Annotated in this window: 16 protein-coding genes; 4 read left to right on the forward strand and 12 right to left on the reverse strand. The window is 72.3% G+C overall.

Going from position 1 to position 15,145, the window contains the following annotated elements; translation table 11 throughout:
• Positions 1-40: 40 nt before the first annotated feature.
• The 3 genes from OG447_RS01610 to OG447_RS01620 form a co-directional block, all read right to left on the reverse strand.
• Positions 41-238 (reverse strand): hypothetical protein, encoded by a 198-nt coding sequence (locus tag OG447_RS01610; protein ID WP_266934371.1) that lies wholly within the window; start codon positions 236-238, stop codon positions 41-43.
• A gap of 146 nt (positions 239-384) precedes the next feature.
• Complete coding sequence (locus OG447_RS01615; RefSeq protein ID WP_266934372.1) at positions 385-846, reverse strand: molybdenum cofactor biosynthesis protein MoaE; 462 nt, start codon at positions 844-846, stop codon at positions 385-387.
• 354 nt (positions 847-1,200) lie between these two features.
• Positions 1,201-2,256, reverse strand: a complete 1,056-nt coding sequence (locus OG447_RS01620) for an SDR family oxidoreductase (protein WP_266934373.1) — start codon at positions 2,254-2,256, stop codon at positions 1,201-1,203.
• Positions 2,257-2,571: 315 nt separating this feature from the next.
• Between OG447_RS01620 and OG447_RS01625 the strand changes: the two genes are divergently transcribed.
• Positions 2,572-3,975, forward strand: a complete 1,404-nt coding sequence (locus OG447_RS01625) for a zinc-dependent metalloprotease (RefSeq protein ID WP_266934374.1) — start codon at positions 2,572-2,574, stop codon at positions 3,973-3,975.
• Complete coding sequence (locus OG447_RS01630) at positions 3,972-4,502, forward strand: NUDIX hydrolase (protein WP_266934375.1); 531 nt, start codon at positions 3,972-3,974, stop codon at positions 4,500-4,502. The genes OG447_RS01625 and OG447_RS01630 overlap by 4 nt, the downstream gene beginning before the upstream one ends.
• 79 nt (positions 4,503-4,581) lie before the next feature.
• Here the strand turns inward: OG447_RS01630 and OG447_RS01635 are convergent, their stop codons facing one another.
• The 4 genes from OG447_RS01635 to OG447_RS01650 form a co-directional block, all read right to left on the reverse strand.
• On the reverse strand, positions 4,582-5,337 hold the full coding sequence (locus OG447_RS01635) for an AIM24 family protein (RefSeq protein ID WP_266934376.1): 756 nt from the start codon (positions 5,335-5,337) through the stop codon (positions 4,582-4,584).
• A gap of 17 nt (positions 5,338-5,354) precedes the next feature.
• Complete coding sequence (locus OG447_RS01640; RefSeq protein ID WP_266938705.1) at positions 5,355-6,035, reverse strand: AIM24 family protein; 681 nt, start codon at positions 6,033-6,035, stop codon at positions 5,355-5,357.
• Between the two features lie 20 nt (positions 6,036-6,055).
• Entirely contained in the window at positions 6,056-7,735 is a 1,680-nt protein-coding gene (locus tag OG447_RS01645) for a TerD family protein (RefSeq protein ID WP_266934377.1), read from the reverse strand.
• Positions 7,736-7,853: 118 nt separating this feature from the next.
• Complete coding sequence (locus OG447_RS01650; protein ID WP_266934378.1) at positions 7,854-8,450, reverse strand: M48 family metallopeptidase; 597 nt, start codon at positions 8,448-8,450, stop codon at positions 7,854-7,856.
• 167 nt (positions 8,451-8,617) lie between these two features.
• On the opposite strand from OG447_RS01650, the gene OG447_RS01655 reads away from it, so the two are divergent.
• Positions 8,618-9,754, forward strand: a complete 1,137-nt coding sequence (locus tag OG447_RS01655; RefSeq protein WP_266934379.1) for a ThiF family adenylyltransferase — start codon at positions 8,618-8,620, stop codon at positions 9,752-9,754.
• Between the two features lie 86 nt (positions 9,755-9,840).
• On the forward strand, positions 9,841-11,169 hold the full coding sequence (locus OG447_RS01660) for an AarF/ABC1/UbiB kinase family protein (protein WP_266934380.1): 1,329 nt from the start codon (positions 9,841-9,843) through the stop codon (positions 11,167-11,169).
• Positions 11,170-11,212: 43 nt separating this feature from the next.
• Here OG447_RS01660 and OG447_RS01665 read toward each other — a convergent pair whose 3' ends face one another.
• From OG447_RS01665 to OG447_RS01685, 5 genes are all read right to left on the reverse strand, one after another.
• Entirely contained in the window at positions 11,213-11,419 is a 207-nt protein-coding gene (locus tag OG447_RS01665) for a hypothetical protein (RefSeq protein WP_078903702.1), read from the reverse strand.
• Positions 11,420-11,517: 98 nt separating this feature from the next.
• Entirely contained in the window at positions 11,518-11,850 is a 333-nt protein-coding gene (locus tag OG447_RS01670) for a hypothetical protein (RefSeq protein ID WP_266934381.1), read from the reverse strand.
• On the reverse strand, positions 11,847-12,215 hold the full coding sequence (locus OG447_RS01675; protein ID WP_266934382.1) for a WhiB family transcriptional regulator: 369 nt from the start codon (positions 12,213-12,215) through the stop codon (positions 11,847-11,849). The genes OG447_RS01670 and OG447_RS01675 overlap by 4 nt, the downstream gene beginning before the upstream one ends.
• A 195-nt stretch (positions 12,216-12,410) precedes the next feature.
• Positions 12,411-12,725, reverse strand: a complete 315-nt coding sequence (locus OG447_RS01680) for a hypothetical protein (protein ID WP_266938706.1) — start codon at positions 12,723-12,725, stop codon at positions 12,411-12,413.
• Between the two features lie 179 nt (positions 12,726-12,904).
• Complete coding sequence (locus OG447_RS01685; RefSeq protein ID WP_266934383.1) at positions 12,905-15,073, reverse strand: ATP-dependent DNA helicase UvrD2; 2,169 nt, start codon at positions 15,071-15,073, stop codon at positions 12,905-12,907.
• Positions 15,074-15,145: the final 72 nt, after the last annotated feature.

The raw sequence follows: 15,145 nt of genomic DNA on the forward strand, positions 1-15,145 counted from the left end.
TCAGTACCCCCGCCGACCGGGGGGAGCCTCACGGGACGCGTCAGACGGCGTCGGAACCGGAGTGGGCCTCTGCCTTCGCCCTGCCCTGGTCGGACCTGCCCATGGCTTCACGGAACCTTGCGTAGCCCGCGAGCTCGGATATGTCGCCTTGAGTGCGGTCGCGTGCCGCCCAGCTGCCCCATATCGCCGCTCCGATCGCGGCGAACAGCGGAATCAGCAACCACGCCAGTGACGCCATGGGCGTGCCTCCCTGCCCCGAAAGTACGTGTCGTTGGTGGCTTCAACGCTCGTGCCCGGAGGGGGGTTACGCAAATCGAGGGCGTGTTGCGCGGCCGAACGGGTGCGAGGCTACCCCCCTCCGGGGGCCACCTCGCACCCGGGGGTTCAGCAGGCGCCGACCCACTCCTCGGTACCGTCCGCGAAGGTCTGGTGCTTCCAGATCGGGACCTCGTGCTTCAGGTCGTCGATCAGCATCCGGCAGGCCTCGAAGGCCTCGCCGCGGTGCGGGCAGGAGACGGCGACGACGACGGCCAGGTCGCCCACGGCCAGGTCGCCCACGCGGTGCACGGCCGCCAGGGCGCGGACCGGGTACTTGGCCACGACCCGGTCGGCGATCCGCCGCATCTCGGCCTCGGCCGTCGGGTGGCAGGAGTAGCCGAGCGAGTCGACGTCCGCCCCGCTGTCGTGGTCGCGCACCGTGCCGACGAAGAGCGTCGTACCGCCCGCCGCGTCGTCGCCGACGGCCTGGAAGACCTCGTCGATCGAGAGCGGGGTCTCACGGATCGCGAGCAGCCGGATCGGGTCCTGCGCGGCCTGCTCGCCGGGGTGATCGAAGTTCGGTGCCATGCCTTCATCGTGCCCTAGCCGCTGACATGGCGAAATAGCTGAATCACCCGTCCCAGGTCACCCGCTCTGGGAGCCTCCTACAGGACCCGGGCCCGGCCCCGCCCCAACCTCCGGCCTCACCGCGGTCGAGGCGCCCTCCATCCTCGCCGGCGGTCGAGGCACGGGGTCCGCCCTCCAGCCTCGTCGGCGGTCGAGGCACGGGGTCCGCCCTCCAGCCTCGCCGGCGTTTGAGGCGCGGGGTCCGACCTCCAGCCTCGCCGGCGTTTGAGGCGCGGGGTCCGGGGCGGAGCCCCGGAAGGCCCGGGCGCAGCCGGGGGCCGCTTGCGCCACGGCGTCGCGGCACCACCGGCCCGGTCAGATGCCGCGGCGCCGGCGGGCCCGCCGGACCGCGGCGGCCGCGCCCAGCAGCGCCACCGTCGCACCCGCCGCACCCGCGGCCGTGGCGGCGTCCTTGCGGCCCAGCCGGCGGCCCGCGACCGTGTGGCGGCCCGCGACCTCCTGGAGGAGCTCGGCCAGCACCTCCTCGTTGGTCCAGCGGGGCCGCCAGCCCGCCGCGTGCAGCCCGCTGACGCTGACCACCCAGGGGTGCATCGTGTACGCCAGGTCCCCGGCCGGGGACGGCGTCAGGCCGATCCGGTGCAGCCGGGCCGCCGCGCCCAGCGCGACCGCCGAGGGGAGCTCCATGCGGCGGATGCCGCTCAGCTCCTCGACCTCCTCCTGCTCCAGCCAGCCCTCGCAGCCCACGGCCAGCTCGCCCTCGACCTTCTCCAGCGCCGCGTACTCCAGGGCGCTGACGAGGTCCTCCACGTGGCAGAACTGCCAGGTGGGCCGGGATCCGGCCACGACCAGCAGGCGCGGGGACTCGAAGTAGCGGGTCAGTGCGGTGTCCGTGCCGCCGACGAGGACCGCCGGGCGGACGACCGTCACGTTCAGGCCGGGGTGCGCGCGGGGGGCCCGGCGTCCCAGCCGTTCGATCTCCAGCAGGTCGCCGACGCCGGTGGCCTCGGCAGTGGCCCGCAGCTCGGAGTCCTCCGACAGCGGGATGTCGTTGTCCGGCAGCGCCCCGTAGACCATCGCCGAGGTGCACAGCACGACGCGGTGCACCCCGGCCGCCGCGGCGGCCGTCAACACGGTCTGGGTGCCGCGCACGTTGTACGCCGTACGGGCCGCCGGGTCGGTCTCCAGGTCGAGGTCCAGCGCCAGGTGGACCACCACGTCCGCGCCGCGCAGCTTCTCGGCGATCGCGGGGTCCCGTACGTCCAGCACGTGCCACTGCGCGGCCGCGCAGTCCCCGCGCCGCTCGTCGATGGCCACGACCTGCTTGACCTCGTCGGAGGCGGCCAGGCGGCTCACCAGGGCGGCGCCGACACCCGACGCGGCGCCGGTCACGGCGATCACGGGGCCCCGCACCGCGGAGTTTCGCGGCTGGCGAACGCCACCGGCGCTGTCGCCCTGGTTTTCGGCGTCGTACGCCGCGCGGCTGTGCTTTTCCGAGCTGTGCTTGCCCAAAGCGTGCGGATCCGGGGAACTCACCAGGCGTCTCCAGCGGTTGTCTTCAGTAGGGACGCGCCGTGACGCGTACCCACCAGGTGATGTCCATCCTGCCGCAGCCCAGGAGTCGGCGGAGCACCGAGCCCGGAAGCGGGTCTGGTGTCTACGCTGGGTGGTGTTGTCGGACCATTGCCCGTCGGCACCCGCCGGCGGCCCTACGAGCCGAGGAAACCCGTGAGCGACACCCCATTCGGATTCGGCCTTCCGCCGGAGGAGCCGGAGAACGGCGACGATGGCAAGAGGAAGGGCGATCAGGGCGGTCAGGGCGGCCCGGCGAATCCGTTCGGGTTCCCGGGCATGGGCATGCCGGGCGGCCCCGGCGGCGCGGACAACCCGTTCGCCTCGATGTTCGGCTCGATGAACCCGAACGACCTCGGAGCCGCCTTCCAGCAGCTCGGCCAGATGCTCAGCTACGAGGGCGGTCCCGTGAACTGGGACATGGCCAAGGACATCGCCCGCCAGACCGTGGCGCAGGGCACGGCGGACGGCGTGAAGGACACGAGCGTCGGCATCGCCGAGAAGTCGGCCGTCGAGGAGGCCGTGCGCCTGGCCGACCTGTGGCTGGACGACGTGACCTCGCTGCCCTCGGGCGCCACCACGGCGGTGGCGTGGAGCCGCGCCGAATGGGTCGAGGCGACCCTTCCGGTGTGGAAGGAGCTCGTGGACCCGGTCGCCGAGCGCGTCGGCGCGGCCATGGGCAGTGTCCTGCCGGAGGAAATGCAGGCCATGGCGGGCCCGCTGCTCGGCATGATGCGCTCCATGGGCGGGGCCATGTTCGGCCAGCAGATCGGCCAGGCCGTGGGCGTGCTCGCGGGCGAGGTCGTCGGCTCGACCGACATCGGGCTGCCGCTCGGCCCGTCCGGCAAGGCCGCACTGCTGCCGCTGAACATCGAGAGCTTCGGCAAGGACCTGGGCGTCCCCTCGGACGAGGTGCGGCTCTACCTGGCCCTGCGCGAGGCGGCCCACGCCCGGCTCTTCGCGCACGTGCCGTGGCTGCGCTCGCACCTGTTCGGCGCGGTCGAGGGCTACGCCCGCGGCATCAAGGTCGACACCTCGAAGCTGGAGGACGTGGTCGGCCAGCTGGACCCGTCCAATCCGGAGCAGCTCCAGGAAGCACTTCAGGGCGGCATGTTCCAGCCGCAGGACACCCCCGAGCAGAAGGCCGCCCTGGCCCGCCTGGAGACGGCCCTCGCGCTGGTCGAGGGCTGGGTCGACGCGGTGGTGCACGCGGCGGCCAAGCCCCGGCTGACCTCGGCGGACGCCATGCGCGAGACCATGCGCCGGCGGCGCGCCTCGGGCGGCCCGGCCGAGCAGACCTTCGCGACGCTGATCGGCCTGGAGCTGCGCCCGCGCCGGCTGCGGGACGCCTCGCGGCTGTGGGCCTCGCTCACCGACGCGCGCGGTGTGGACGGCCGGGACGGGCTGTGGGAGCACCCGGACATGCTGCCGACGGCCTCCGACCTGGACGACCCGGACGGGTTCGTGCACCGCGAGCAGCTGGACTTCTCCGAGATCGACAAGATGCTCGGCGAGGCCGCCCGCAAGCGGGACGACGAGGACGGCGAAGAGAAGAAGTGAGCCTGTACGACGACGCGGTCCTCGTCCTGAAGGGGTACGAGGACCAGCCCGAGCTGCGCGATCTCTACCTGGACCACCTGACCGCGCATCCGGACGGGGTCTACAAGCCCTGTCAGGCCGGGCACATCACCGGCAGCGCGCTGGTGATCGACCCGGAGCGGGAGCGGGTCCTGCTGACCCTCCACAAGAAGCTCGGCATGTGGCTGCAGATGGGCGGCCACTGCGAGCCCGGTGACGCCACGCTCGCGGAGGCGGCGCTGCGGGAGGCCGTCGAGGAGTCCGGCATCGCCTCCGGCCTGACCCTGGTGCCGGGCGGCCCGGTCCGCCTGGACCGGCATCCGATCCCGGCGCCGTGCAACTGGCACCTGGACGTGCAGTACGCGGTGCTCGCACCGGCCGGAGCGGTGGCGGAGATCAGCGAGGAGTCGCTCGACCTGCGCTGGTTCCCGTACGCCGAGGTGGCGGCGGTGGCCGACACCTCGGTGGTGCGGCTGGTGGAGGCGGCCTTGGCGCGCCTCGGCGGCTGAGCCACGGCGGACGTGACGAAGGGGCGGTCCCTGGCGGGGCCGCCCCTTCGTCGTGCCGGAGGTGTCAATTCCAGGCGTGTCAGTTCCAGGCGTTGTTCTGGTTCTGCGCGTGCGCGCCGTTCTGGCCCATCCCGAACTGGGCGGCCGCGCCCTGGCCGAGCTGGGCGTTCTGCGGCGGCAGCACCTCGCTGGGCTGCACCAGCGCGAAGCCGGTGCCGAGGAAGCTCAGCTCCCAGCCCTCGCCGGTGTTCCCGCGGCGCCGCCAGACGCCGGTGGAGTGCGTCTGGGCCTGCATCTGCACGCGCAGGGAGGTGGACCAGGCGACGATGGCGTCCGCGTCGGCGTTGACGTACTTGTCGGGGGTGACCTGCATCATCAGCGGCTGGCCGGAGGTCATCAGCGCGACCTTGCCGCGGCCGGTGATGTTGAGCTGGTACTTGCCGGAGCCGGAGATCCCGTACTGGCTGTCCACCGCGATGGCCTCGGTGTGCAGGGTGGAGTCCAGGGCGAGCACGTAGCTGCTGTCGACCGTGAGGCCGTCCTGGTCCACGTCCACGACGTGGACGTACTGGGCGAGGTTGGCCAGGTAGACCGTGCCCTGCCCGGAGCAGCGCATGAGGTCGAGGCCCTCGCCGGTGCGGCGGCGGGCGTTGCGCTGGTTGGTGCTCTGGTACTCGCCGTCGAAGTCGATGAGGCCCTGGTAGGCGACCATCGCGCCCTTGCGGGCGAGCACGTCGTCGGAGCCGGCCAGGGTGACCCGCAGGAGCTGGGGGTTCTGGACGGTGTACCGGTCCTGGGACTGCGCTTCCGCGTAGCCGAAAAGTGCGCTCTGCATGATGTGTCCGCTCCCCCTCAGCCCCGGGCCCGGAGCCGGTCGGTGCTGTCCTCGCTGGGCTGTACGACGACGATGCCCTGGCCGGAGAAGGCCATCTGGTAGGCCTCCCCGCTGCCCCGGCCGATCATCGACGAGGCCTTGAAGCTGCGCTTCCCCTTGACCTTGAGGTTCGGGGACCAGGCGACGAGCGCGTCCGGGTCCACGTACGTCTCGTCGTCGCCGCGGCCGCAGTCGACCACGATCGGGGTGCCGCGGGAGGTGATCGCGACCCAGCCGGTGCCGGCGACCTGCACGTTGAACAGCCCCTGGCCGGCGAACTTCGCCATGCCCTTGACGCGCTCGACGCCCCACTGGAGGTGGGCGTCGAAGGCGAGCAGGTTGGTTCCGTTGACGGAGAGGGCGTCGTTGTTGAGGTTGATGACGACGACGTCGGCGCCGTAGTCGGCGAGGTAGAGGAGCCCGTCGCCGGTGCACTTCATCAGCGGGGCGCCCTCGCCGGTGAGCCACTGCGAGGCCATCTGGCGGACGGCCGGCGGGTTGGGCTCGTACTGGACGAAGCCCTCGTAGGCGACCATCGAGCCGGTGCGGGCGAAGAGGTCCTGGCCGCTCTGCATGGCGACCTTGAGCATGGCCCGGCCGTGGTTCTCCATGCGGGCCGTGACGGGGGTCGGGGCGTAGCCCGCGAGCTGCTGGTTCATTGCGTTCATGTCGGGCTCCCTCAGACCTCGTACGGCTGGACGACGATGAAGTTGCCGGGAGCGCCGCGGAACTGGAGGTTCACGGTCTCCCCGCTGTGGCCGGGGTAGGCGTTGCGCCGCAGCCGGACCTGGCTGGACAGGATCACCTGCGACGCGGCCGACCACGCGACGATGGCGTTGCTGTCCGCGAAGGTGGTCGGGGTGACGGGCAGGACGACCGGGACGCCGTTCGTCTTGACGATCACCGTGCCGGTGCCCTGGAACTGCATGGTGAACAGGGCGCCGCCGGGGATGCCGTGGCCCTCGATCCGGCGGACCTCGTGCTGGAGCGACTCGTCGAAGGCGAGGACGTTCTCGGCGGAGACGCAGATGGCGTCACCCTGGAGCTCGATGGCGTGCAGGTGGGCGCCGTTCTCCGCGAGGAAGACCTGGCCGCGGCCGGTGCAGCGCATGAGCTGCATCTCCTGGCCGGTGGCGTTGCCGACGACGCGGCCGGCGAAGCCCGCGCCCTTGTAGCTGAAGTCGACCTTGCCCTGGTAGAGGACCATGCTGCCCTGGCGGGCGAGGACGGCCTGGCCGCCCATCGACAGGTCGACCCGCATGAGCTGCTGGTTCTGCGGGGTCCAGCGGGCGCCGGTCGGCGCTTCCTTGTAGGGCTGGAGCGCCGCGGCGAGACCGGCCGCGGGGCCGGCCGCCTGGGGCGCGTAACCCGGCTGCTGGCCGGGGAACTGGCCCGGGACCTGGCCGGGAACCTGACCCGGGACCTGGCCGTAGCCCGGCTGCTGGCCGTACGGGGCCGGGGCGGGCGCGGGCACCTGGCCCGGGTACTGGCCGGGCAGCTGGCCGTACGAGGGCTGCGGCGCCGGCGGGGCCTGCGGCGGCTGGCCGTACGGCGCGGGGGCCGACGGGGCCAGCGGGGCGGCCATGGTGGGGGCCGCGTGCACCGGAGCGGGCCCGGGCGCGGCGGGCTGCTGGTACGCCTGCGGCTGCGGGGCGGGCGCCGGTGCGGGCGCAGGTGCGGGCGCGCCGAAGGACGGCGCCGGTGCCTGGGCCTGCGGGGCCGGGGCGGCCGGCGCGCCGAAGGACGGCGCCGGGGCGGCGGCCTGGGGCGGCGGGGCGAACCCGGGCGTGGCGCCGGCCTGGGCCGGGACCTGCTGCTCCGGCTGCGCCTCCTCGGCGACCTCGCCGCCGAAGTTCCTCAGCAGCGCGTCGAGACCGCCGTCGAAGCCCTGGCCGACGGCGGCGAAGCGCCACACGTCCTTGAGGTAGAAGTCCCCGAGCATCACCGCGCGCTCGGTGGTGAACTCCGAGCCGGTGAACGCGTACCGGACCACTTCCTCGCCGCCCGCGACGATCCGGATGTAGCCCGGGCCGACCTGCGACATCTGTCCGGCGCCGTCGATGGTGGCGGTGAAGGACAGCTTGTGGATGGACGCCGGAACGCGGTCCAGTGTCACCCGGAAGGATTCGGTGTCACCGGCCTGCGCGCCGAGTTGCTGAATGGACTCTTCCGGCGACTTCGGCTGGTTGAAGAAGACGAAGTAACGGTCGTCGGACAACTGCTCGTTCGCGTCGAGGCCGAAGCAGCTGATGTCGAAGGCGAGTCCGGGCCCGGTGATCTGCACGCCCACGTACAGATCGGTACCCGCCGTCAGATCACTGATCTTGGCCTTGTGGCCGCGTTGGAATTCCCTGGCCATACTTGACGACCGTCCCCCATCCCGACTGTGAATGCGTGCCGCTCAGGCTAACGCCAACTGCCGACATCCGGCCAAGTCGGTACCGACCCGGTACACATCACGGTGCGTGACGTCATGGTCATTCGTCGCGCGCCGCGGGCACCTTCGGAAGGCGCTCGGCCGCGACCACTCCCTCGAGGTACCCGCGGGCCCGCTCGGTCCGCGGGTAGGACTCCAGCAGCTCCCAGAAGCGGGGGCCGTGGCCGGGTACGAGGAGGTGGGCGAGCTCGTGGAGGAGCACGTAGTCGACGACGTACTCGGGCATGCCCTGGAGGCGGTGCGAGAGCCGGATGCTGCCCTCGGCGGGGGTGCAGGAGCCCCAGCGGGTGTTCTGGTTGGTCACCCAGCGGACCGAACGGGGGCGCGCGCGGCTGCTGAAGTACTGCTCGGACAAACGCGCGGCGCGTTCGGTGAGTTCCGCGTCCCCGAGGGTGCGCTTGCTCTCCTGTGCGGCGAGTTTGTCGAGCATGACGCCCACCCAGCGCTGCTCCTCGGCCTCGGACATCCGGGCAGGGATGAGCACGACCGTACGGTCACCCTCGCGATAGGCGGATACGGTCCTGCGGCGGCGCGCGCTCCGGCGGACTTCTACGGCGCGCTGCGGGGGGTCGGCGGACACGCCACGACCGTACCCGGAAGGCGCGGCCGAAGTCGCGCCCCTCCAAGGTTCGAACATGATCGATTCACAGCCGGCACCCAAGGCATCCACTTTCTCCATCTCATATGCCTAATACCCCCTGCCTGTGGACAAATTCCCGCACCGAATCCGGCGGACGGGCAGTGTTGCGGGAGCAGGAGAAAGAAGGCGGCGCGGGAATCGGCACAGGAATCGGGGGGACGGCCATGTATCCGAAGGTGAAGCCCGCTCTGGCACGGGCCTGGCGGGACAGGGAGACGGTGCAGTTCGGGGTGACCCCCGCCCACGCGGTGGTGCTCGGCCCGGTGGACACGGCGACGGGGTCGTTCATCGACCGGATCGACGGGACGCGGGGGATGGACCTGCTGAGGGCCGAGGCCTCGGGGATGGGGCTGCCGGTGGGTCAGGCCGACGCGCTGGTCCGGCGGCTGGCCGGGGCCGGTCTGATCGACGATGCCACCGCGGGCGGGCCCCGGGCCCAGGCCGTACGCGGGCGGCCGGAGACCCTGGAGCGGCTGGGTCCCGATGTGGGCTCCCTCTCCCTGGTGAACCGGGAGCCCGGCGGGGATTTGCGGGGCATCGCCGCGCGCCGGGCGATACGGGTCCAGGTGCGCGGGAGCGGCCGGGTCGGCGCCCTGGTCGCGGCGGTCCTGGCGGGAGCGGGCGTGGGCCGGGTCGAGGTGCTGGACGGGGGCCGGGTGGAGGCGTCGGACGTGGCGCCGGGCGGGCTGGGGCCCGGGAGCGTGGGCCGGCTGCGGGCCGAGGCCGCGGGCAGGCTGGTCCGCGAATCGGCCCCGGGGCGTGCTCCGCGGGCCGGGGAGGACGAGGGCCCGGAGCCCGGGCTGGCGCTGGTGGTGGTCGCGCCGAGGGACGGGTTGCAGGCCTGGGCCCCTGATCCGGACGCCGCGGCCGACTGGGTCGCCACCGGCACCCCGCACCTGTACGCGGGGGTGCTGGAGGGCACCGGGCTGTTGGGGCCCCTGGTGCTGCCGGGCGCCACGGCCTGCGCGGGCTGCATGGAGCGGGACCGGGTCGAGCGGGACCCGGCCTGGCCGAGGATGCTGGTGCAGTGGCGGTCGGCGCACCGCCGCCGCGCGGCCGGCGCCTGCGACCTGGGGCTGTCCACAGCGGTGGCCGGTCTGGCCGCGGCCCACGCGCTGTCCTTCCTCGACGGGGAACTGCCCGCCTCCACCGCGTCCCGCTGGGAGGCCGCCCTCCCGGGCCTGCACTGGGAGCACCGCGCCGTTGCCGCCCACCCCGGCTGCCCCTGCGGCGCGGCCGTACCTCAGGTGCCGGATGCGGCGGGACGAGGATCGGGCTCGGGGCGGGAGGGAGGGCCATGACAGGATGCCTCTGTCCGAGGGGCCGCTGTCCGAGGGGCCACCCCAACCGCCGCTTGCGGCGCGCTGTCTGGGAAACGGAGGGGCGTATGTCTGATCTTCCCCGGAAGGCGGTCACGCGTACCGTCAAGCTCGCGGCGCTGCCGCTCGGCATAGCGGGCCGGGCCACTTGGGGGCTCGGCAAGCGGATCGGCGGCAAGTCGGCGGAAATCGTGGCGCGTGAGCTCCAGCAGCGCACGGCCGATCAGCTCTTCCGCACGCTGGGCGAGCTGAAGGGCGGGGCCATGAAGTTCGGGCAGGCCCTGTCGGTCTTCGAGTCGGCCCTGCCCGAGGAACTGGCCGGGCCCTACCGGGCGGCGCTGACCAAGCTTCAGGAGGCGGCCCCGCCGCTGCCCGCGGCGACGGTGCACAAGGTGCTGGCCGAGCGGCTGGGCGAGGACTGGCGGGACCTGTTCGAGGAGTTCGAAGACAAGCCGGCCGCGGCGGCCTCGATCGGGCAGGTGCACCGGGCGGTGTGGCACGACGGCCGGCAGGTCGCGGTCAAGGTCCAGTACCCCGGGGCCGGTGAGGCGCTGCTGTCGGACCTCAAGCAGTTGAGCAGGTTCGCGGGGCTGCTGGGGCCGCTGATGCCCGGCATGGAGATCAAGCCGGTGATCACGGAACTGCGCGAGCGGGTCACCGAAGAGCTCGACTACGAGCTGGAGGCCGAGGCCCAGCGGTCGCACGCGGACGCCTTCGAGGGCGACGCGGACGTGGTCGTCCCGGATGTCGTGCACCAGGGGGACCAGGTGCTGGTGACCGAGTGGCTGGAGGGGACTCCGCTGTCGGAGGTGATAGCCGACGGTACCCAGGAGGAGCGCGACCGCGCCGGACAGCTGCTGGCCCGGTTCCTCTTCTCCGGTCCCGCGCGCACCGGACTGCTGCACGCGGACCCGCACCCGGGCAACTTCCGGCTGGTCTGCGGGGCGGACGGCCGGACGCGGCTGGGCGTGCTGGACTTCGGCACGGTCGACCGGCTGCCCGGCGGCTGGCCCAAGCCCATAGGCCGGTCGCTGCGGATGACGCTGGACGGTGACGCCGAGGGGGTCTACGGGCACCTGTGCGCCGAGGGGTTCGTGAAGAAGTCCATCGAACTCGACCCCGACGCGGTACTGGACTACCTGAAGCCGATCATCGAGCCCGCCGAGGCCGAGGAGTTCACCTTCACCCGGCCGTGGCTGCGCGGCCAGGCGGCGCGGATCGCCGATCCCCGCTCCCCCGCGCACCAGTTGGGGCGGCAGATCAACCTGCCGCCTTCGTACGTGCTGATCCACCGGGTGACGCTGAGCACCATCGGAGTCCTGTGCCAGCTGGGCGCGACGGTGCGGCTGCGGGACGAACTGGAGGCCTGGCTGCCGGGGTTCCTGCCCGCGGAATGACCGCCCGCGGGCCCGGCTCCCGTGCCGGACCGGGCTCAGGGCCTCACCACCAGGACGAGTCGAGGCGGCTCTCGATGGCTCTGAGGTTGGCTCGCGCGCAGACGACGCAGAAGTACTCTCTGGTCCCGTTCTCCACCGAACAGGTCCAGGTGGGCGGGGCGCCGTCGGGGGCCTGGGTGCCGCAGCGCGCGCAGACGACGGGCTGGGCCTCGGGTCCCGGCTGGGCGGGGTGGGGGGTCGGCTGGTCCACCTCCAGACGATATCCCCGTAGGGGGTGGCGGCGGTCCGCAACGCACCGGGGGGACCGGTCCGTTCGGACCGGTCCCCCCGGGTGGTTGCGCTCAGCTCTTACTGCATGACGGCCATGGCCAGCGCGCGCCGGGCGCGCAGCGAGACGCGCTCGGCACGCTGCTGCATGCGGCGCGCGGCGACCAGGCGCGTGGCGTGACGCTCGGCGTCCGCCTCGCGCATGCGGTCGTCCATATGGGCACGAGCCAGGGCTTCTGGGATGAGTTGCATTTCGCGGGTCCTGTTCTGACGCGAGGTCATCGCGCCGGCGGTGATGAAGTCTGCGTGGGCGGCGCCGTGCGGCTGCGCGCTCGTGGTGGTGTCGGTGGTCATGAGGGCCTGCTTCAAGGGGTCGTGCGTCAGGGGGCGGTCGATGGTTCCCGCGGCGTTCATGCCGCGACCGGGTTCTTGCGCGGACGGCCACGCGGACGCTTGCGGGCTACGACGACACCCTGGACGAAGAGCTCGCCACCCCAGACGCCCCAGGGCTCGCGGCGCTCGATCGCCCCGGCGAGGCAGGCCTCGACCAGCGGGCAGGTGCGGCAGAGCGACTTGGCGTACTCGACGTCCGCCGGGGACTCGGCGAAGAAGACCTCGGGGTCGAAGGTGCGGCACGGGACGGGTACGCCGAGGTTCTCGATGGCGTCGTCGAGCGCGGTCAGCGCGGTGAGCGGGGTCAAGGTGTGGTCCTCCGGGACTGCGGGCGGGGAGATCGTTTGGGTCTGCGGTACGGACGGGGCGTGCGCTTCGAGTTGCACGGTGGTTTCTTCCTCGTCTTGTTCGGCTAGTCGTTCCGGCCGGTCGGCCGGGTTCGGCTGGGCTGCCTTCACACCGACTGGTTCTGCCAGTCCCGAGGCCCCTTCGCTCCGTCGTCCCCGTTCGGGGACAAACAGAAGGGCCGCGGATCCCGGGTGGGGTTCCGCGGCCCTGAAGGCGCCGGCCTGATCATGCGATCAGGCTGGATCACTCCAGGGTTCGAGCCCGCGGAAGGCCCACATCAGGTGGTGCTGCTGCTTCTTCGTCTGCTTCGTCTTGGATCCGGCACCGGCTGCGGCGGCGAAGACATAGGCGCCATGCGCCCTTGCTTCCGCTGCCAGTACTGCCACCGGTGCCTGGGTCGGTCGCTCATTGCGCTCGCTGACCGGAAGGATCGCCAGCAGGGCGGGGCGGTCAGCGGAAATCGCGGACACACCGGTACCCAGGAGCGAGACGGAACCGAGCAGGCAGGAAGCGTCGACCGAGCGATCGGTCATCTTGGTGAAGGTCATGAAGCTGGTCACTGGTCTCGCCTCCTCTCGGCGTCTCGGGGACCTGGCCCTGAGGCCTGTCCCATACGTATTCGGATAAGTACAGCACGGATCAGGGGCTTCGGAGAAGCCACCGTTTCCGTTGCTAAGAACCTATGGGGATTCGCTGGGCATGTGCAAACTATTTTTCCGACGAGTTTCTACGCGTCGTCAGCTTCCTCGCCGCCAGGCTCTTGACCTGCGCATATGGCCAACACCTCGGCTCCGTACCGCTCAAGCTTGCGGCCACCGACTCCAGAGATCATCGAGAGCTCCCCCGCCTCGGCGGGCGCGGCCTCCGCGATCGCCATCAGCGTCTTGTCCGTGAAGACGCAGTAGGCGGGCAGCCCCTGCTCCTTCGACTGGACCGCGCGCCAGTCCCGCAGCCGCTCGTAGAGGCCTTCGTCCATGTCGGACGGGCAGTCCTCGCAGCGCATCAGTTTCAGCTCGCCGGCCTCGGTCAGGGTCTTGCCGCAGACCCGGCACAGCACCGGGCCGCGGCGCCCGCGCTTACGGGTGCCGCGCTCGGCCGCCGGGCCGCTGCCGGGAGCCACGGAGCCCGGACGCAGCCCGTTCAGGAAGCGGCTGGGCCGTCGGGAGGCCCGGCCGCCCGGGGCCCGGGAGAGGGCCCAGGAGAGGGTCAGGTGCAGCCTTGCCCGGGTGACGCCGACGTAGAGCAGCCGGCGCTCCTCCTCGACCTGGTCGTCGGTCTTGGCGTAGGTGATCGGCATCATGCCGTCGGTGAGGCCGACGAGGAAGACGGCGTCCCACTCCAGGCCCTTCGCCGCGTGCAGCGAGGCGAGGGTGACGCCCTGGACGGTCGGGGCGTGCTGGGCGGCCTTGCGCTCGTCCAGCTCGACCGTCAGGTCCGCCAGGGTGGCGCCGGGCCGGGTCCGGGCGAAGTCCTCGGCGAGCCGGACCAGCGCGGCCAGTGATTCCCACTGGTCGCGCACGGCCCCGGAGCCGGCCGGCGGTTCGGAGGTCCAGCCGGTGGAGCTGAGCACGGCCCGGACCTGGGAGCCCAGTTCGACGACGTCTTCGAGCAGCGGGTCGTTGCCCCCGGAGCGGGCGGCTCCGCGCAGCGCGAGGATCGCCTTCTGGACCTCCTGGCGCTCGAAGAACCGCTCGGCCCCGCGCAGCTGGTAGGGGACTCCGGCGTCGGCGAGGGCCTGCTCGTAGATCTCGGACTGGGCGTTGATGCGGTAGAGCACGGCGATCTCGCCCGCCGGGACCCCGGCCGCGATGAGGTCGCGGATCCGGCCGGCGACCCCCTCGGCTTCGGCGGGCTCGTCGGGGTACTCGGCGTAGACCGGGTCGGGGCCGGTCTCGCGCTGGGAGATCAGTTCGAGCCGGTGCTCGGCGGCGCGGCCCTTGGCCTGGTTCAGCAGGCCGTTGGCGAGGTGGACCACCTGGGGGGTGGAGCGGTAGTCGCGGACCAGCTTGACCACGGTGGCCTGCGGGTAGCGGGTGCGGAAGTTCAGCAGGTGGTCGGGGGTGGCGCCGGTGAAGGAGTAGATGGTCTGGCTGGCGTCGCCGACGACGCAGAGGCTGTCGCGCTCGCCGAGCCACAGGTCCAGCAGCCGCTGCTGGAGGGGGCTGACGTCCTGGTACTCGTCGACCACGAAGTGCTGGTACTGGCCGCGGATCTGTTCGGCGATGTCGTAGCGGTCCTGGAGGATGCCGACCGTGAGGAGCAGCACGTCCTCGAAGTCGATCATGCCGCGGTCGCGCTTGAGCTGTTCGTACGTCCCGTAGATCTGGGCGATCTCGGCCATGTCCCGGGGGGCCTCGCGGCCCGTCTTCAGGGCCGCGGCCGGATAGTCGGCGGGCACGGTCTGGGTGACCTTGGCCCACTCGATCTCGCCGGTGACATCGCGCAGCTCGCCCCGGTCGAGGCGGATGCGGCAGCGCGCGCCCGCCTCGGCGACGAACTGGATCTTGCGCTCCAGCAGCCGGGGCACGTCCCCGCCGACCGCCTTGGGCCAGAAGTACTGGAGCTGGCGCAGGGCGGCGGAGTGGAAGGTCCGGGCCTGGACGCCGCCCGCTCCGAGGCTGCGCAGGCGGCCGCGCATCTCTCCGGCGGCGCGGTTGGTGAAGGTGACGGCGAGCACACTGGCCGGCATCAGCTGGCCGGACTGGACTCCGTAGGCGATGCGGTGGGTGATGGCGCGGGTCTTGCCCGTGCCCGCGCCGGCCAGCACGCACACCGGGCCGCGCAGGGTCGTCGCGACCTCGCGCTGCTCCGGGTCCAGGCCCAGGAGCACCGCGTCGGCCGAGTCGGCGTGGTCGGGGCCGCCCGGGAAGGATGAGGAGTGCGTTGCTGCTGTCACCCCGCCATGCTGCCAGGTCTCGAGTGCCGGGCGGGAAACTTGTCCACAGGCCGCACCTGTCCGTCGTACTTG

It is taken from the genome of Streptomyces sp. NBC_01408, from assembly GCF_026340255.1.
Classification (GTDB): Bacteria; Actinomycetota; Actinomycetes; order Streptomycetales; family Streptomycetaceae; genus Streptomyces.

What these genes read in the sequence shown, in the direction of transcription:
- OG447_RS01670 (WP_266934381.1), bottom strand. Translation starts at nt 11,850, where the DNA reads ATGAACGCCGCGGGAACCATCGACCGCCCCCTGACGCACGACCCCTTG.
- OG447_RS01640 (WP_266938705.1), bottom strand. Translation starts at nt 6,035, where the DNA reads ATGAACCAGCAGCTCGCGGGCTACGCCCCGACCCCCGTCACGGCCCGC.
- OG447_RS01635 (WP_266934376.1), bottom strand. Translation starts at nt 5,337, where the DNA reads ATGCAGAGCGCACTTTTCGGCTACGCGGAAGCGCAGTCCCAGGACCGG.
- OG447_RS01615 (WP_266934372.1), bottom strand. Translation starts at nt 846, where the DNA reads ATGGCACCGAACTTCGATCACCCCGGCGAGCAGGCCGCGCAGGACCCG.
- OG447_RS01610 (WP_266934371.1), bottom strand. Translation starts at nt 238, where the DNA reads ATGGCGTCACTGGCGTGGTTGCTGATTCCGCTGTTCGCCGCGATCGGA.
- OG447_RS01650 (WP_266934378.1), bottom strand. Translation starts at nt 8,450, where the DNA reads ATGTTCGAACCTTGGAGGGGCGCGACTTCGGCCGCGCCTTCCGGGTAC.
- OG447_RS01655 (WP_266934379.1), top strand. Translation starts at nt 8,618, where the DNA reads ATGTATCCGAAGGTGAAGCCCGCTCTGGCACGGGCCTGGCGGGACAGG.
- OG447_RS01660 (WP_266934380.1), top strand. Translation starts at nt 9,841, where the DNA reads ATGTCTGATCTTCCCCGGAAGGCGGTCACGCGTACCGTCAAGCTCGCG.
- OG447_RS01680 (WP_266938706.1), bottom strand. Translation starts at nt 12,725, where the DNA reads ATGACCTTCACCAAGATGACCGATCGCTCGGTCGACGCTTCCTGCCTG.
- OG447_RS01645 (WP_266934377.1), bottom strand. Translation starts at nt 7,735, where the DNA reads ATGGCCAGGGAATTCCAACGCGGCCACAAGGCCAAGATCAGTGATCTG.